Source organism: Sporosarcina sp. P37, assembly GCF_002109365.1.
Classification (GTDB): domain Bacteria; phylum Bacillota; class Bacilli; order Bacillales_A; family Planococcaceae; genus Sporosarcina.
This window is the reverse complement of record NZ_CP015349.1, coordinates 1,899,560-1,916,683: the sequence shown is the minus strand read 5'-3', so window position 1 is coordinate 1,916,683 and position 17,124 is coordinate 1,899,560. Positions and strand designations below refer to the sequence as shown.

The 17,124-nt window shown below is 44.9% G+C and carries 17 protein-coding genes; 2 read left to right on the top strand and 15 right to left on the bottom strand.

The window, feature by feature from the left end; translation table 11 throughout:
• Positions 1-148: 148 nt before the first annotated feature.
• Positions 149-2,143, bottom strand: coding sequence for a methionine--tRNA ligase (metG, locus tag SporoP37_RS09900; RefSeq protein WP_085431754.1), 1,995 nt, complete (start codon positions 2,141-2,143; stop codon positions 149-151).
• 267 nt (positions 2,144-2,410) lie between these two features.
• Between metG and SporoP37_RS09895 the strand changes: the two genes are divergently transcribed.
• Entirely contained in the window at positions 2,411-2,686 is a 276-nt protein-coding gene (locus SporoP37_RS09895; protein ID WP_081243502.1) for a transition state genes transcriptional regulator AbrB, read from the top strand.
• Positions 2,687-2,728: 42 nt separating this feature from the next.
• Here SporoP37_RS09895 and rsmI read toward each other — a convergent pair whose 3' ends face one another.
• From rsmI to tnpB, 12 genes are all read right to left on the bottom strand, one after another.
• Positions 2,729-3,604: a 16S rRNA (cytidine(1402)-2'-O)-methyltransferase gene (gene rsmI / locus SporoP37_RS09890; RefSeq protein WP_085431752.1), complete on the bottom strand. Its 876-nt coding sequence runs from the start codon at positions 3,602-3,604 to the stop codon at positions 2,729-2,731.
• Positions 3,604-3,867 (bottom strand): GIY-YIG nuclease family protein, encoded by a 264-nt coding sequence (locus SporoP37_RS09885; RefSeq protein WP_081243501.1) that lies wholly within the window; start codon positions 3,865-3,867, stop codon positions 3,604-3,606. The genes rsmI and SporoP37_RS09885 overlap by 1 nt, the downstream gene beginning before the upstream one ends.
• On the bottom strand, positions 3,854-4,594 hold the full coding sequence (locus SporoP37_RS09880; RefSeq protein WP_081243500.1) for a tRNA1(Val) (adenine(37)-N6)-methyltransferase: 741 nt from the start codon (positions 4,592-4,594) through the stop codon (positions 3,854-3,856). The genes SporoP37_RS09885 and SporoP37_RS09880 overlap by 14 nt, the downstream gene beginning before the upstream one ends.
• A gap of 57 nt (positions 4,595-4,651) precedes the next feature.
• Positions 4,652-5,011 carry a DNA replication initiation control protein YabA gene (yabA, locus tag SporoP37_RS09875; RefSeq protein WP_081243499.1) on the bottom strand — a complete coding sequence of 120 codons (360 nt, stop codon included), beginning with the start codon at positions 5,009-5,011 and terminating at the stop codon, positions 4,652-4,654.
• A gap of 13 nt (positions 5,012-5,024) precedes the next feature.
• Positions 5,025-5,852: a PSP1 domain-containing protein gene (locus tag SporoP37_RS09870; protein WP_085430841.1), complete on the bottom strand. Its 828-nt coding sequence runs from the start codon at positions 5,850-5,852 to the stop codon at positions 5,025-5,027.
• On the bottom strand, positions 5,845-6,855 hold the full coding sequence (gene holB, locus SporoP37_RS09865; RefSeq protein ID WP_085430840.1) for a DNA polymerase III subunit delta': 1,011 nt from the start codon (positions 6,853-6,855) through the stop codon (positions 5,845-5,847). The genes SporoP37_RS09870 and holB overlap by 8 nt, the downstream gene beginning before the upstream one ends.
• A gap of 69 nt (positions 6,856-6,924) precedes the next feature.
• On the bottom strand, positions 6,925-7,365 hold the full coding sequence (locus SporoP37_RS09860; RefSeq protein WP_081243496.1) for a YaaR family protein: 441 nt from the start codon (positions 7,363-7,365) through the stop codon (positions 6,925-6,927).
• Between the two features lie 17 nt (positions 7,366-7,382).
• On the bottom strand, positions 7,383-7,712 hold the full coding sequence (locus SporoP37_RS09855) for a cyclic-di-AMP receptor (RefSeq protein WP_009499399.1): 330 nt from the start codon (positions 7,710-7,712) through the stop codon (positions 7,383-7,385).
• A 54-nt stretch (positions 7,713-7,766) separates the two neighbouring features.
• Positions 7,767-8,408 carry a dTMP kinase gene (gene tmk, locus SporoP37_RS09850; RefSeq protein WP_081243495.1) on the bottom strand — a complete coding sequence of 214 codons (642 nt, stop codon included), beginning with the start codon at positions 8,406-8,408 and terminating at the stop codon, positions 7,767-7,769.
• 15 nt (positions 8,409-8,423) lie between these two features.
• Positions 8,424-9,848 carry an aminotransferase class I/II-fold pyridoxal phosphate-dependent enzyme gene (locus SporoP37_RS09845; RefSeq protein WP_085430839.1) on the bottom strand — a complete coding sequence of 475 codons (1,425 nt, stop codon included), beginning with the start codon at positions 9,846-9,848 and terminating at the stop codon, positions 8,424-8,426.
• Positions 9,849-9,969: 121 nt separating this feature from the next.
• A complete protein-coding gene (gene tnpC / locus SporoP37_RS09840) occupies positions 9,970-11,538 on the bottom strand; it encodes an IS66 family transposase (RefSeq protein WP_085431677.1) in 1,569 nt (522 codons plus the stop codon).
• A 67-nt stretch (positions 11,539-11,605) separates the two neighbouring features.
• Positions 11,606-11,959: an IS66 family insertion sequence element accessory protein TnpB gene (gene tnpB, locus SporoP37_RS09835; protein WP_085430172.1), complete on the bottom strand. Its 354-nt coding sequence runs from the start codon at positions 11,957-11,959 to the stop codon at positions 11,606-11,608.
• 18 nt (positions 11,960-11,977) lie between these two features.
• On the opposite strand from tnpB, the gene SporoP37_RS16945 reads away from it, so the two are divergent.
• Complete coding sequence (locus SporoP37_RS16945) at positions 11,978-12,175, top strand: hypothetical protein (RefSeq protein ID WP_157118611.1); 198 nt, start codon at positions 11,978-11,980, stop codon at positions 12,173-12,175.
• A 117-nt stretch (positions 12,176-12,292) separates the two neighbouring features.
• Here SporoP37_RS16945 and SporoP37_RS09825 read toward each other — a convergent pair whose 3' ends face one another.
• Complete coding sequence (locus tag SporoP37_RS09825) at positions 12,293-14,461, bottom strand: LuxR C-terminal-related transcriptional regulator (protein ID WP_158233627.1); 2,169 nt, start codon at positions 14,459-14,461, stop codon at positions 12,293-12,295.
• 38 nt (positions 14,462-14,499) lie between these two features.
• Positions 14,500-17,058, bottom strand: coding sequence for a winged helix-turn-helix domain-containing protein (locus SporoP37_RS09820; RefSeq protein ID WP_085430837.1), 2,559 nt, complete (start codon positions 17,056-17,058; stop codon positions 14,500-14,502).
• Positions 17,059-17,124 lie beyond the last annotated feature (66 nt).

Sequence of the window (17,124 nt, the reverse complement as noted above, 5' to 3'; positions counted from 1 at the left end):
AAAACTAGTCAAATGCACCCACCGTGGAGTGTATGGTGAACAATTAGATTTCATACGTTTACTGTAACAACTGTGACACAAAACAAAAAAGCTGTCAGCAGAAACCGTATGAATGCGGCTTCTGCTGACAGCTCTGTATAGTATGGATTTATTTTACTCTCGCACCGTTTTCCAGTAACGGATCGACCGTTGCAAGTTTCAGGACACCGTCTTCCTCGCCTGCGAGGATCATGCCCTGTGATAGTTCTCCCCGAAGTTTGACCGGTTTCAAGTTCGCAACGACAATAACTTTCATACCGACTACGTCTTCAGCTTTATAGTGTTCGGCAATGCCGGACACAACTTGACGCTGTTCATAGCCGAGGTCGACTTGCAATTTGAGCAGTTTGTCGGCTTTTGGCATCTTTTCACACGCCGTTACGGTTGCTACACGCATGTCCACGTTCATGAACTCGTCAAACGTAATTTCATTCTGTTCTTCTATTACTTCCTCTTTTACCTCTTCCACTTCAGCGGGTGCCGTAATTGCCATTTGCTTTCGGATATACTCTACTTCCACTTCTGTATCCAAACGCGGGAAAATAGGAACACCTTTTTTGATAACTGTCGTGCCGGCTGGAATTGAATACTCTTCCTGCAAAGCATCCCAGTTTAATGAATCTGCGGAAAGACCAAGTTGTTCTATCATTTGTTTTGGCGCATTTGTCATGAACGGCTGCAGAAGAACTGCTGTGTGATGAAGGGAAAGTGCCAAATGATACATGACAGATGCCAGTTTCATACGGTCTTCTTCTGACTTCGCCAATACCCACGGTGCAGTTTCATCAATATATTTATTCGTACGGGAAATTAATGCCCATACGTCTGAGAGCACGACACTGAATTGCATCTTTTCCATGGAATGCTCGTATTTCGCCGCCGTTTGACGAATCATGTCACGCAACGGCGCGTCAAATTCAGTTGGTACAAGGTCTTCCGTCAAAATTTCCCCATCGAAGTATTTATTGATCATGGAAATCGTACGGTTCAATAAGTTTCCTAAGTCATTCGCCAAGTCGTAGTTGATGCGCTCAACAAATGCCTCCGGAGAAAATACTCCGTCTTGTCCAAATGGCAGCTCACGCAGCAAGAAGTAACGTGTAGCATCCAGGCCGTAGCGTTCAACCAGCATTTCAGGATAGACAACATTGCCTTTGGATTTCGACATTTTGCCGTCTTTCATCATGATAAATCCATGTGCAAATACTTTTTTCGGTAATGGCAGATCAAGCGCCATCAGGAAGATTGGCCAATAGATTGTATGGAAGCGAACGATGTCTTTCCCTACAACATGAACATCTGCCGGCCAATATTTCTTGAACAATGAGTCATCATCGGACATATAGCCAAGAGCTGTAATATAGTTCGTCAATGCATCGACCCACACATAAATGACATGCTTCGGGTCCCCCGGCACTTTAATTCCCCAGTCAAATGACATACGGGACACCGAAAGATCTTCAAGTCCCGGTTTAATGAAGTTATTAATCATTTCGTTCTTACGAGATTCCGGCTCAATGAATGTCGGGTTCTCTTCATAATACGCAAGAAGGCGATCCGCATACTTCTTCATATTAAAGAAATAAGACTCTTCTTCTACGCGGTGAACCGGGCGTCCGCAATCCGGACAATTTCCATCTGTCAATTGTGATTCTGTAAAATACGATTCACACGGCACACATTTCCACCCGTCATACTTCCCTTTGTAAATGTCCCCGTTATCAAGAAACTTCTGAAAGATCTTTTCGACAACGACTTTATGGCGGTCTTCTGTCGTGCGGATTAAATCATCGTAAGAAATATCCATCAGCTTCCACAGATCCTTCGCGATATCGGCAATGCCATCTACGTATTTTAGCGGAGTCATACCTTCCTCTTCCGCTTTCTCCTGGATTTTTTGGCCATGCTCGTCCATTCCTGTTAAAAATCTGACGTCATAGCCGCGCAGCCGCTTATAGCGTGCCATTGCATCCGATGCGATGGTCGTATATGCCGTTCCTATATGAAACTTCCCGCTTGGGTAATAAATAGGCGTTGTAATATAAAATGTTTTAGATTGATTCTCCACGCATAATTCCTCCAAATAGTTAATGTATACTTTCATTTTATCGGATGTTGCACAAAAGTGCCATGTTCGCATCCGAAACGTTATACTTATTGCTGATTTCCTATACTGTCCCCCCGCTAAATCCCCTAATTGCCCCTGCAGCTTTCATTTTTTACCTGTCAAAAAATTAATAAATAATAATCGTATTTAAATAGGTTGTGATGATTGACGATTATTGGAAGAGTTGGTATGATATTAAACAGACAAAAGAAATATGTCGAATTTTGACGAATTTAAATCTAGGATGTAGGAGGAATACTTCTCATGAAGTCTACTGGTATCGTAAGAAAAGTTGATGAGCTGGGTCGCGTTGTAATCCCGATTGAACTGCGTCGCACGCTTGGCATCGAGCAAAAAGACGCGTTGGAAATATACGTGGACGACGATAAAATTATCTTAAAGAAGTACATGCCAAATATGACATGTTCTATTACCGGTGAAGTATCGGACGACAATCTTCGTTTGATCGACGGTAAGTTAATTTTAAGTCCTGAAGGCGCAAAACAATTGATTCAGGAAATTGAAAATAAAATCAATTAATTTGTTGGCGACCTGAACGTAAATACGTTCAGGATTTTTTATTTACTCTACGTGATATGCCTGATAAACATCCCGCTTACTTAGTCCGCGTGTTTCCGCCACTTCTTTGATTGCATCTTTCGAACGAACCCCTCGTTCTTCTATTACATATTCGACGTGTTCCTTCATTGAAAGTTCCGTCCACCAGGCAGTGTTCATTTCATCTTCCGCTTGCGTATTCCCTTCTACAACCAGACAGAACTCTCCGCGAATTTCATTCGACTCTGCCCATTCCACTGCCTCGCCTATGGTTCCTCTCAGCAGCTCTTCAAATCGTTTGGTTAACTCGCGCGCCATCACAATTTTCCGTTCACTTCCAAATTGTTCTGCCAAACTGCGCAATGTCTGCTTTAAACGGTGCGGCGCTTCATAAAATAATAAAGTCTCTTCGCAGCGCTGCAGTTTGGCCAGCTGTGCCTTTTGCTCTTTCTTTTGACGAGAAAGGAATCCGAAGAACGTAAATGGCTGGGGAGTAATACCTGACGCGACCAATGCCGTAACCGCTGCATTCGGACCCGGCACAGGAACTGCCGCAATTCCCTTCGCAATTGCCAATTCAACGAGATCTGCACCTGGATCTGAGATACATGGCATTCCTGCATCGCTGACAATAGCCACATCTTTCCCATCTTGAAGCAATTCTATAATCTTTTCTCCCGCTGCCCTTGTATTATGTTCATGATAGCTAATTAATTGTGTATGAATATCAAAGTGGTTGCATAGTTTGATGGTGTTTCGCGTATCTTCTGCCGCTATATAATCTGCTTCCTGCAAGATCCGGACAGCACGAAAAGACATATCTTCCAGATTGCCGATCGGTGTACCAACAATGAATAACTTTCCATGCTCTGTCGTTTCAGCACTTTTTTGGGACGTAATCATGTGCAACGCTCCTTTGTTATATATTGCTCTTTCTGTGCGCGGCTTAATTGTTTGAACTGGTATTCAGCCTGCATGGCCCCGCGCTGTGTTTCAAATAGTTCTTGATAGACATAACGCACAGGCAGCCGCCCTCTTGTATACTTGGCGCCTTTTCCTTCATTATGTACCCGTAAGCGGCGATCTAAATCATTTGTATAGCCCGCATAATAGGAGCCGTCATTGCATTCAAGAACATAAAAGAAGTGCTCATTCTTCCCCATACAATAACTTCCTCACTTCTTCTGTATATTCTCCATCCTCTTGATAGACATATAAAGGAGGAAGTATCTTCAAATCGGGCTTCCCGTCTTTGATTGCTTCAATCAATAGGGTGTTTGCTTCCTTTCCTTCTTTCGGGTAGACGAAACGAATGCGCTTCGGCTCCAGACGATATTTTCTCATCGACGTGATTATATCCAGCAATCGCCCGGGCCGATGGACAAACGCTGCTTTTCCGCCTTGCTTCAGTAATTCACTTGCAGACTTTACGGCCTGATCAAGTGTCAGCTCTACTTCATGACGCGCAATCGTATAATGCTCACTTTTATTTCTCGTGCTTGCATTATTTGCCGGGAAATACGGCGGATTGCACGTGACCGTATCATATAGTTCATAGCCAATTTCCTTTGCAATCCCAATAACATTTGCTTGATGTATCGTGATCTGCTCTTCCAGCCCATTAAGTTCAACGCTTCTTTGTGCCATATCTGCCAGACGTTCCTGTAATTCTATGCCAATGACAGCCCCCTTCGTCCGGGCACTCAGAAATAAAGGGATGGCACCGTTCCCCGTGCATAAGTCTACGATTTTCCCACCGCGCAGCGGCATATAAGCAAATCGCGCCAACAGTACTGCATCCAATGAAAATGAAAAAACAGAAGGGCTTTGAATAATCCGCAAGTCCTCTGCCAGTAAATAGTCAAGCCGTTCGTCGCCTTGTAATTTCACACTCTACACTCCTTCAGTCAAAAGAAAAAGCCAATACCTAAAAATAGGAATTGACCTTTAACCGTTCTGTTTATTTAAAAATGACAGGCAGAATAAACAATCTTCGCCTTTACGGCTGCTGCCATAATGCACGTTGCATACATGAAACCCTTCATTATACAGGCGAGCCAGATTATCTACGCCTTCACCCACATCCAGCTTCTTCGGACGTTCATCCCGCGCGGTCTCTTCTATACTCTGTGTAATCTTATCAATTTCGTCCAGCCGCGTTCGCAGATGATGGTTTTCCAGACGAAGCGAGTGGTTTTCTTCAGTCATTTCCGCAACAAATCCAATCAGCTCTCTGAATTGTTTTTGCATTGAATCCAACTGCTGTTCAAACTCCATTACTCTGTCAAGAAAGTTCACTTCTTTCAACTGTTCCACCTCATCATTTTGTCAATTGAGCCATTTCCTTTTGTAAATCCTCAATCTCACTCCACGCATATTCCAGTACTCGTTCAAACGCCGGTACATTCACTTGCAGCACCCGCTCCAATAAATTCAGACCGACTACTTTCCCTATTCCATCTGGTGTTGCCACTTGCTTGCCGAGATCTGGCATTTGTGCTTTTGCGTCTTCATATGCGTCATTTTCATATTTCAGACAGCACATTAAGCGGCCGCATAGACCGGAAATTTTTGATGGATTCAACGAAAGGTTCTGATCCTTGGCCATCTTAATGGATACTGGTTCAAAATCACCTAAAAATGTTGAACAGCAAAGCATCCTGCCGCATGGTCCGATACCGCCAAGCATCTTGGCCTCATCCCGTACACCAATTTGGCGCAATTCAATTCTTGTCCGGAAAATGGAAGCAAGGTCTTTTACGAGATTACGGAAGTCCACCCGTCCTTCAGCAGTGAAATAGAACACGATTTTATTGCGGTCAAATGTATATTCTACGTCTACTAAACGCATATCTAATTGATGCTCTGCAATCTTTTGTACACAGACATCAAAAGCTTGATTTGCTTCTTGCTCATTCTCTTTGACACGTTCCCGATCAGTTTCATCCGCAAGACGAATGATCTTTTTCAGTGGCAAGACGACATCTTCATCATCTATTTCATTACTCCGACTGGCTACTTTGCCGTATTCTACTCCTCTGGCGGTTTCTACAATCACGTAGTCTCCAATTTCAATCGGCATATCCAATGGGTCGAAATAATATAACTTACCCGCTTTTTTAAAGCGGACGCCTACGACTTTATACAAACAATAACCCCTCCTGCATAGTAAGCACCAATTGTTCCAGTAAAAGCGTACGATTCATATTTTGATGCAATCGTTTTTTCGCCTGCAAGATGGCATCTATTTTCACAGTCAGACTGCTATACGCATTTTTGACAGAGTAACCTGTGAAGGGTTCCAATTGATCGGGATAGGCAATGGTTGATTGCAGCCCCGCTTTTACCGCTACAATATCACGGTACGCGAAGAGAAGCAAATCCAGTCCTTGCTCACAATCACTTTTTTCCTTCATAACAGGCATCCAATCTGTCTGAATGAACAGCAGCGCCTCACCCGGAGACCGCTGTTCGATTGCCTCTACTAATTTTAACACTAATTTTCGTCTCTGTACAAAGGAATCTTCCTGAGCCATGTCAAAGGCCGCCTCTACATTGGCCGTCATCATCGTAACTGTGGCTGCCATGGAGGCAGTTATTCCTTTTTCCACGAGACGTTCTATACTTTCCTGGCGATTCATCGGCTGCAGGGAAATTCTCTGACAGCGCGATTGAATGGTAGGTAAAATGGATGGGTAGGATTCAGTTAAAAGAATGGCTGTAACGTTTCCTTCAGGTTCTTCAAGAAACTTCAGCAATGTATTGGCTGCAGACGTATTCATACGTTCTGCTTGGACAATCACATATACTTTCCGGCCCTCTTCAAATCCTTTTTTCGTCATTTTCATGATTAATCCGGACATTTGCTCTTTTTTAATACCCTGTCCGTCAGGCCTGATCTCCACTACGTTCGGATGATTGCCCGATTCAATTCGCTTGCACGAATGACATGTTTCACATGGAACATTGTCTTTAGGTTCCATGCATAAAAGCAGCTTCGTGAAGTATTGCGCAATAGCTTCTTTTCCTGCCCCGTTCGAACCATCAAAGATGTAGGCATGCCCAATGCGCTGTCGCTCATGAATCTTAGCTAATCGGCTGATCACCTGTTTCTGAGACTGCAATGCATGATTGTGCAGCTTTTCTGACATGCAATCTCCTCCTTGGCAAATAAAGTTCTTGCAAAAAACCCCGTGCTACAAGTTAAGTGCAGCACGGGATCACGTATATAAATTGATCAGAAGGCCTTTGATTTCCCCTATTTTCGCTAGTAAATCAATGGACGATTCTTCTTCATCCAATAGCGCTTCCGTCAACGCAATTAGTTTTTCATCTATTGTTTGGACCAGCTTTAAACGGCGCCCCTCGCCGAATTGGTTCCATGTATGGGATTGTGTTAACTCGATGCCTGAATCCACTGCTTCTTTCAAGAAACGTTTAATGAGCATCTTATACTTTGCCATATCACGCAAGTTCCGCGATCTGGCCAATCGGTCGCCGGCAGTAGAAATATCTCCGAATAAACGGGCAATCTGTTCACTTTGCAGACGCGATGCCTGTTTTTCCACCATCTGCCCAAACTTGGCATTGCCTGGTTGATGCCGAAGAGGATCCGCCGGTAATTTATCCATACCTGTACGGTAGTCACTATTGACTTTCATCAGCATTCACCTCTGCATCAAAAATGGTGGAACTGTTCAATTGGCAAGACGAATACAGTTGCTCCCCCTACTTCCACTTCAATGGGATAAGGAATATAAGAATCCGCGTTACCGCCCATTGGTGAAACAGGAGCAACCATCTGATCGCGGGAACGGCAATTGTCCCGTATTAAATCCAATGCTTTGGAAACTAATTCATCTTCCACACCCATTAGGAATGTTGTATTTCCAGCGCGGAGAAATCCGCCTGTACTGGCTAATTTTGTATTCCGAAAATCACTTTTAGTCAATGCAGAAGACAATCGGTTACTATCTTGGTCCTGTACCACTGCTACAATCAGTTTCAATGTACTCTCCCCTTTTCCGATTTCCCGTAATAAAAAAGCTTCCTTCTCATTATATCACGAATTCTTATGTAAGTTGACTTCTGAACTTACAATTTTCCAAACATTTTCCGCCACTTGCTCCGGCGATTGCTGTGCATCAACCACTCGTATACGCTCCCCGTCACGGCGCAGTACTTCTTGATACCCTTTATACACTTGTTCATGGAATTCCACTTTTTCCAAATCCAAGCGGTTTTGTTCCCGCTCTTGATCCTTCCAGATACGCGCCAAACCTACTTCAGGAGGCACATCGAAAAAGATTGTGCAATCGGGCATATAGTTGTCTATCGCAAATAAATTGATTGCCAGCACGTTATCGATTCCAAGCTCCCGTGCAAATCCCTGATAAGCCAGCGAACTGTCAATAAACCGGTCACACAGGACAATTTTGTTCTGCTTAAGCGCCGGTATGACTTTCTCGACTAAGTGCTGTCTCCGGGCGGCTGCGTACAGCAATGCTTCTGTCTTTCCGTCCATTGCTTTGTGATTCGCATCTAAAATAATTTCACGAATCTTCTCGGCAATCGGAATGCCGCCAGGTTCACGCGTCACTACCACATCTTGTCCTTCCAACTTCAGGCGGTTTGCTATCTCCTGCAATACCGTCGTCTTCCCCGCCCCTTCAGGCCCTTCAAAGCTGATGAATAATCCTGTCATTTTACTGTCTCCCGTCTAGTTGCCAACTACTTTTATTTCTTTTGTCTCCATATTTATTGCTCCCTGAAATCTGCAGCCGGCTGCCAATAAGTCTTGGATTTGCTTGATATACTCCTCTGTAACCCGCTCCCCTGCGCATAATAGCGGTATCCCGGGGGGGTAAGGAATAATGGACTCTGCTGCCACTCGTTGTGCCGCCTGTTCTATATGTACCCATTCAGTACTCATCGTATGAAGTTGCTTGGCTGTATATGCCGTCACGGATACAAGGCTGGAAGGCGGTGAAAAATAAGTCTGTACAGCGGCAGCTTCTTTGTCTGTCAAACTCTTTACCGCCCGTCTGAATTTGTCGGCCGTATTTGCATGTTCTTCGTCATAGTCCGCTTTCACCAAAGGCAGTATAAGCAATACCTGATATAAATCTGCCAGTTCCACGTAGATCCCCTGCTGCTCCAATGCTTCCTGCAGGACAAATCCTGTATGGCCTTCTGCGCGCAGCAGCAGTTTCAGTCCGTCATCAGGCTCTACTGCCTCAACCCCCTGTATACTGCGTAAGTCTTGGATCAGGCCCTGCCTATATGATAGAAACCTCGCATAGTCTTTTTCGTTATACGTCTCTGCATAGTATCTCGCATCATCTAAAGAAGCCATCAATACATACGAAGGACTGCTTGATTGAAGCATCTGAAGATAATGCGCTACCCGTTCAACAGAAACCAATTGTGAATGAATGTGTAAAAAGGAAGCCATCGTCATAGCTGGCAATGTTTTATGCGCGGACTGAACGACCAGGTCTGCTCCAAGATCCAATGCACTTTTTGGGAATGCTTCATTCACTATAAAATGGGCACCATGCGCTTCATCAACCAATACAGGTATGCTGTAACTATGGCATATTTTTATGATGTCTTCCATTTCATGATTCGTTACTCCATAGTAAGTGGGCGCAGTAAACACAGCGGCCTTTATATTCGGATATTGCTTGAGCGCATATTTCACGTTTTCCAGTGACACTGTGCCGGCTGTCTGAGTCTGCTCATGCCAGTCAGGAGATAAAAACACCGGCTGCGCGCCCGTCAGCTCCAGTGCGTGAAATACAGACTTATGTGCATTGCGCTGCACCAGCACCAAGTCACCTTGCCGGACCGTTGCATACAGCATTGCCAAGTTCCCGACTGTCGATCCATTTACCAAGAAGAAACTGCGGTCACTCCCATATAAACGTGACAGCTTATCTTCTGCCTGTTTAATCGCTTCCGCGGGTTCATGCAGATCATCGAGTCCCGTCAGTTCCGTGACATCATAGACAAACGCCTGCCGCATGTTGTCCGGCAAACCAGAAAGCATACCGTTTTTATGCCCCGGCACATGAAATGAAAGAGGGTTACGGCTTTGGAAATTTTGTAAAGCCCGCACAAGCGGCCGGTCTTCATACGTCATTTGCTATGCACTCCTTTACTTTCATTAAGTATAACGTAAGCCCGTAATATAAAAAAACGTACCTATTTGGTACGTCATCACAAATAGCCCGATTGCTTCCTGTTTTTGAAGCAGCGGGCTGTTATTTTTTACATTCCAGTTGGATTTGTGGCGACCACGGCAGATAGTCATCCAGTCGTGAAGGATTCTGGCCGAATTCCAGATTCGGAAGTTCCGAAAAGACCTTTTTCAAATACATATAGAAATCAATCCCATGTAATTTGGCGGTCTCTGCTAGGCTGAGACAGATGGCGTTCGCTTTCGCGCCCGCTTCGCTGACAGAGAATAGCCAATTTTTTCGACCGATCACGTTCGGACGGATAGCGTTTTCTGCCGGATTGTTATCGATTTCCAGACGACCATCTGTTAAGAATAGCTGAAGCTCTTTTTTCCGCTTCAACGTATAGTCTGCGGCTGTTGCCAGCGCATTCGTTCCGTAAAAAGGACTCTCTTCTATCCATGCGAAGAATTTTTTCACGATCGGCTTGGAATACTTTTTCCGCATCCGTCGGCGTTTCCCTGGCCGTAGTTGGCGAAACTCTCGTTCTAACGCATATAGTTGGTTACAGAAATCCACGCCGATTTGTCCATTCTTGGAGTTGGCTTTCAGCCAATACCTACGGACGTGCGCCCAACAGTTGGCGAATTGTATATCCGGCAGATTACCGTAAGCAGAATATCCGTCACAAATGACGGTTCCCCGAAATCCTTGGATGAAAGATTCCAAAACGGCACGAGAACGCGACAGGGAACTATGGAACAGCACCATGACAGGACCTTGGCAAGGAATCGTTTTGCACACCCAATTATAAGCCTTGCTTTGAGCCGGTTTACCGTCTGTGCGAAAGAGTACCTGAGCTGAGGTTTCATCCACATGCAGGACGTTCCGACAAGTCAACAGTTCTTTCATTCGCTCGTAGAGAGGAGCTAACCAGTCTTCGGTTGCACGGATGACCCAGTTAGACAAATTTTTGTCATTAGCTTTGAGCCCATGACGTGCCCATTCCTTTACCTGTCGGTAAAGGGGAAGATATTGCATGAACTTCTGGTAAATGACGTGGGCCAAGACACTCGGTCCAGCGACGCTTCTTTGAATGGCGGGCTGCGGGGCCTTTCCTCTGACAATCATGGAGGAAGTGTTCGAATCTGTCTTGCAGTGTGTACATTCGTAGGTATGTTCTACGTGCTGAATACGTTTCAGGCTAGCTGGGATGAATTCTGCCTCTTCCCGAACGACTTGACCCTCACCCATCTCTGTCAATGGATGCAGGCAGCAGTTGCATTCCAACTGCTCGGGATGATGATGAATGACTTCTGTGGGGATCCCCTCATCAAATAGATCATTTCGTTTCTTCGGACGTTTTCGGACAACAGTGTAAGAAATCATCTGTTGGCTTTGTTCTTCTGTCTGCTCAGAATCGGGAAAAGGGTTCTCGTCCTCATCGAATAAGGATCCTTGCCCGTCGGGCACTTGATACTTGGATTTCTCTGTTTTGGAACCAAATAATTGCTTGGTCAAATACTGTACCTGTTGAGTCAATGTCTCCACCTGTCGGGACAGCTTTTCATTTTGTTCATTGGAATACGCCAGTTGTTCTTCCAATAGCGCAATGACTTTTTCCAATGATTCTTCTGCTGAACGCTTGGCCATTTCCTTCACCGCTTTCCTTCTCGTTGTGAGTAGTATACCGGATTTCACAGGACGTGAATAGCTATTTTTAAAACACACCTCTTGCAGAAGGGGGAATCGCTTTTGGCTGTTGGATGGACAACCCTTCGAGCAGCCAGCGCAGTTCCTGTTGTGTCAGGTTCTTGACCTCCGTTTCACTCCGTGGCCATTGCAGTTTGCCTGTGTCTAGCCGCTTATACAACATCGCAAATCCATCCCCATCAAAGTAGAGACATTTATAGCGGTCTTTTTTCCAACCGGCGAACAAAAAGATGGAGTCGCTGTAAGGGTCAAGTTCAAAAGAGTCTTGGACTAATGTCGCCAGTCCATCAATGCCTTTTCGCATATCGGTCTTTCCGCAGACAATATATATATTCTGCACATCCGTATAATCCTGTTTCATGGATGCATCAGCTCCTTCATGACGGCTCGGATGATGCGCTCTTCTACGCCGTTATGGAAATGGATTTCCGCGTTCGCTATCTTGACGGAGCAAGTGCCCGGCGAACTGCTAGCAGGGGCAGCCGGAAGGCTGGGAGAGGAAATCGGATGTAAAGTCACGGGGACAATCGTTAACGGTTTTATTGTTGGCATGAAAAGCACCTCCCAAATCAAATAATAATTTGATCTTACCGGGAGGCGCTTTGAAAATATATGCGTTGTTTGATTACGGGCTTACAGTATAACAAAACAGCGACACTCCTCATACAAGAAGCGCCGCCGGTCGTTTCATTATTCACTTTGCCTTATATGCTTTTAACATGGCTTCTGTTCTTGACTTCACATTCAGCTTCTCACATATAGATGTTAAGTGGATGCGCAACATTCCTTCTGTCAAAGATAAACTTTTTGCTATTTTATGATCCGGCTCGCCTGATGTCAGTTGCGAAAATACTTCTTGCTCTCGCGCTGTCAGCAAATCAGTGAGAGGAGCAGTCCGTTGCGTCGCCTGAACTAAACGCTCCACGTAGAAGGATGGAACACCAGACCAATCTATATCGCCACGTTGTTTACGCACTTTTGCATATTCCTTCAGCATCGCTTCCATACAATCTTCTTCAGCGAATAACTGGGTATAGCCGTATTCTTTACTGCACGTCATCGCCTCCTGCAAAGCCCGGGCCATTTGCTCCCAGCTTCCGCTGCGGGCATAACATACACTCTCCAAAATAGCTGCCTCGATAAACGTCAAGACCTGCGCTTCCTTCTGTGCATCCAGTTTCACACGGCGAACCGCTTCCAGTGCTGCTTCCTGACTGGAGTTTTCCAAAAGCATTCTGGCGCGCACAAGCGAGATGAAAGAATGCTTTTCGCAATTTTCGTCAACGGCGTTCTCTGTTTTTGACAGTATTTCTTCTGCAAGCTGAACATGCTGTTCTTTCAAATAAATCAATGCTTGACATGCATGTAAAAACTTTCTCCAGAAACTATCTGGGGCATAAGATAAAGCATTTTTGACAGTTTCGTGCGCTTTAGCCGTTTCACCTTTCGCCAAGTACAGCTTGCAGCGGAGGATATACATTGGAATCAGCAGACCCGGATCCTGATAATGATGCGCTAAAAGCAAGGCTGCTTCCTGTGCCTGTCCCGCTTCTTTCAAATAACCATTCACATACCATGTCTCCGCCTGAATACCATGGTAATACCCTGTAACAGATAATTTATTTGACCCGTAAGAATACTTAGTTTGACAGAATGATGGACTTTCCAGTCTGTCCGTCTTTTTATGGCGGCCTACTGGTGTGCGCCATAATATCGGTTCGTCTTTATTGAACTGAAGCGGCAGCAGATAAAATTTAGAACTCTGCCCGGCATTCAAATTAAATCCTTTTTGCAGCCACTGCCCGACTTCAGTCACACCGCCCATTTTAATAATTGTAATATAGGACCTGACCAGAAAATAGTCGTATGCGGCGGATTTGACTCGTCCCGTAAACGCATTCCATTCTTTTCGATTATTTTCTGCCGTCATTTGGTTTGTGACACGGTCCGCTTCTTCTGCTTTATGCTCCGCCACTAGTGAAAAAGCAAACAGAAGCTGAAGGTCTAAAGTTAATGGAATACCGGCTTCTTCAAATTCATAGCACCAAGCTGCGAATGCAAGTGTATGCCGATTCCTTATCATTTGTTCTCCGTAATTCGTCATCAAGGCGGCTGCTAACGGGTAGGCCTTACCTTTTAACGCATGAGTGATTGCCCGCACGATATCGCCCTGCTGAAGATATCTGCATGCTGCATTTTTAAGCAGCACTGCATCGGGCTCTTCTGTCTGGGCGAACTCTTTCCTTACGTACTGCTGCTTGGGATGTTGCATCTTATATATATCATTGGAAGTCAATTGCAAATGCTCCGCTCTGACTTCAGTCACAGTGAATAAAGAGTGCCACAATGTAAGGCTGATCGGCGCAAGGCTGCGGCTTGCAAAGCAAATCTTCAACGATTCAGGCATTGCCACTACAAAATACTGAATCATTTCTAACAACTCGGGATTGTTTATGTGATGAAAGTCGTCGATAACTAACCGAACCGGCTTCTCTAATCGGCTGCCTGCCTGCTTATACAAATCCCACATTGCATTAAGTTCTCTGCGGTTTGCGTTAGCCAATTCACGCTGCAGCCTGTCCTGCGGGAGCAAGGCACAAGCCGAATACACTGCATAAACGATATACCGGAAAAAACAGAGCGAGTGATTGTCTGTCTCATCGACTGTCAGCCAGGCAATATTTTCATCCAGGTTCTTTGTCCAATGCGCCAAAAATGCCGTTTTGCCATAGCCTTCGGGCGCACTTATAAACAACACATCTGACCGGATTGCTTCCTCTTGAACAGACGCCATATTCTCTCTGCTGATCCAGCTTTCAGCATGCGCGGGTATTTGAATTTTTGATGCTAATAATGCCGTCATTGCCGTCATCCCCCTTACCGAAAATAATTTTCCCAGCTTTATTGCCAATCATCCGCCAGCAGTATAGCCTGAGCACGTGAGCAGACATTGAGTTTTTTATAGACCTTCGATAAATAGACTCTCACTGTTCCTTCAGAGAGAAAAAGCTGCTCCGCAATTTCTTTATTGGATGCGCCAGAGGCAATCGCCTTGATCAGCTGTTCTTCCCGGGGAGTCAGCTTCGGTTTTATTTTCTTGGGATCGGTTCGCGGACGGATGATATGATCCGTTGTCAACGACTGCACAAAGACAAGCGGAACAGTTTCCCACTCAGCCTGTTCAACATTTTTCCGGCTTTTTATATAGTGCAGCAATACCGGCTGTAATGCCTCTTCGTCTAAAAAAATCCGCTTATATCCTGACTCCGCGGCCAGCTCCAATGCTCCATGTAGTACACTTGCGGCACATTTCTTCTTGCTGCTATTCCATAAGCAGAGCGAATGTAATACTTTTGCTTCTATAATCGGTATTACACGGGATTCCCGTTTCGCATCTCTGATTACTTGCTCAATGTAATGAAGTGCTTTTCGGCCATTGCCTCTTTCCATATGCAGTCTCGCCTGTACAAGCATCCAAAATTCCAAGCCAGAATCAGCCCGGCGTATAACATTTGATGATCGCGCGAGCTCCATTTCAGCTTTTTCAAAAGCCCCCTCCCGAATAAATGCCAGACCTTTCATAGTAAGCAAAATACATTTCCAGTCAATGTTCAGCGGGCTGTTCATCGCATGGTTCAGTCCTGCCTGTGCTTCGGTGAAATGTTTGGCAGCCAAATGAATCTTTGTTTTCAAGATACACAGTGGAACAGACAAACCTGGATCATTATGGCCGTCAATGTATTCCATTGCCTTTTTTATGAGCTCATCGGCTTTTGGCAGTACATTCATTTCATAATAAATCTCGGCTTGTAAAGCGAAGCTATATCCCGCAAGAGGACGGGGCAAGTACGCATCATTTCGCAATTGATCATTGAGCTTCATTAATGGTTTGAAGGAGCCGAGCTTTCCACCGTTGCCCAAATTGGTTTGCAGCAATTGCGGCTTGAAGTGATTATAGATCATTGAGAACCGGTTCCACCGGGAGTCAAAGGGAAACGGATGGCAATGAACCTGATTCAAAACGTGTGATATGCTCTTTTCTGTCATGCGCCCCTGCAAAAACAATATATATACTTTTAAAATATCCAACATACACGCTGCATCTTTTGAATCCGCTTCAGCCCGCCAGCCTGACTTTTCATGTCTGCGGTCGAGTTCCCGGACAATGGACACAGTTCTCTCCATCTCCCGCTGCACAGCGCACATATATGCGTAGAATACGAGCGTCTCCGGATGTACATCAAAAGAATTTTTACGCAGCATTAATATCCAGTGCTTGAAACTACCTGTCTCTTTGGAATGAAATATATTTACCAGGTTCTCCACAATCCAACGATCCGCCAATTCAAATAAATTTCCTCTGACTGCAGTCTCAATGGCGGCCGGGTAATCTCTTCTTTCATACAAGAGTTTTGCGGTTATCCTATAAACGTCCATAATGGATTCTTTCGATAAACGCCGATGCATCTCGTTCTGTAAAGCGGTCGAAAATAGAGGATGAAGCCTGTATGTCAGAGGACTGCCTTCCAGCTGGCTGATAAATAATCCCTTCCGCTCGATTTCCTTCAATACCTCTTCACTGTCATCTCGCTTCATTACTTGATTACAATAGGCTGGAGTTAATTCTTTCAAGAGAGATGTGCGTATGAGAAATTGCTGCACAGCAGCCGGCAGACTGGACAGAACTTCATAGAGTACATAACTTCCGACTACGGGCGACAAGATAGAAAGTTCCATTGATTTCCGTTGCCGATCTTTGTGCGGTTCGGTCAAGCTCAGTAAGCGGACGCCGAATGGCCAGCCTTCCGCAGCACATAGCACTTGCTGGTAAAAAGACTTGGTCCGAGGAGTGACAACGGCATTATTTTCATAAAACTCTTTTACCTCGTCTAATGTAAACTGAAGCTGCCCGATGCCTATTTCATACATCCAGCCTTTTATTCGCCATTCCGAAAGGGGCAGAGGTATTTCGTCTTGGCTTATAATAAAAACTTTTACATGGCGCGGCAAGAAGTGAATGAAGCGTGCCATCATTTTATGAATGACTGGGTTGCTGATCAAATCGTAATCGTCCAGAACAAGGGAGATGTTCTCTTGTTTTCTGCTGAGTTCATCCAACAGCATATCGACAATCCTATAGAAAGGCGGACCGGTTTCTAGGAAAGACAGTACCTTTTCTTTATTTATTGCTTTCCCGCTATGCACGATGGAATGAATGATGCAGCTCCAAAATCGCACCGGATCATTGTCCATTTCATCTAACGCAAGCCAAGCAGTATACCCATTTACGCGGGAGAGTGACTTACTCAGCAATGTCGTCTTTCCGTATCCCAGCGGCGCCTGTATGGCAGTCAATCGGACCATTTTTATGTGACAAGGAATTTGTATTTCTTTTCGAATAATGAAGTTTTCATCGGCAACAGGCATTTTGACTTTTACAGCCGCTTCTGATTCTTTCACAAATCCTCCCTCCTCTCTGTCAATTTATAGCCTTTACTGCTATGGACTGTCTGCACCGATTTCTGT

Excerpts from the sequence above, each read along its gene's own strand:
- metG (WP_085431754.1), bottom strand. The coding sequence starts at position 2,143 with ATGAAAGTATACATTAACTATTTGGAGGAATTATGCGTGGAGAATCAA.
- SporoP37_RS09895 (WP_081243502.1), top strand. The coding sequence starts at position 2,411 with ATGAAGTCTACTGGTATCGTAAGAAAAGTTGATGAGCTGGGTCGCGTT.
- SporoP37_RS09885 (WP_081243501.1), bottom strand. The coding sequence starts at position 3,867 with ATGGGGAAGAATGAGCACTTCTTTTATGTTCTTGAATGCAATGACGGC.
- holB (WP_085430840.1), bottom strand. The coding sequence starts at position 6,855 with ATGTCAGAAAAGCTGCACAATCATGCATTGCAGTCTCAGAAACAGGTG.
- SporoP37_RS09860 (WP_081243496.1), bottom strand. The coding sequence starts at position 7,365 with ATGAAAGTCAATAGTGACTACCGTACAGGTATGGATAAATTACCGGCG.
- tmk (WP_081243495.1), bottom strand. The coding sequence starts at position 8,408 with ATGACAGGATTATTCATCAGCTTTGAAGGGCCTGAAGGGGCGGGGAAG.
- SporoP37_RS09845 (WP_085430839.1), bottom strand. The coding sequence starts at position 9,848 with ATGACGTATGAAGACCGGCCGCTTGTGCGGGCTTTACAAAATTTCCAA.
- tnpC (WP_085431677.1), bottom strand. The coding sequence starts at position 11,538 with ATGGCCAAGCGTTCAGCAGAAGAATCATTGGAAAAAGTCATTGCGCTA.
- tnpB (WP_085430172.1), bottom strand. The coding sequence starts at position 11,959 with ATGAAACAGGATTATACGGATGTGCAGAATATATATATTGTCTGCGGA.
- SporoP37_RS16945 (WP_157118611.1), top strand. The coding sequence starts at position 11,978 with ATGACGGCTCGGATGATGCGCTCTTCTACGCCGTTATGGAAATGGATT.
- SporoP37_RS09825 (WP_158233627.1), bottom strand. The coding sequence starts at position 14,461 with ATGACGGCATTATTAGCATCAAAAATTCAAATACCCGCGCATGCTGAA.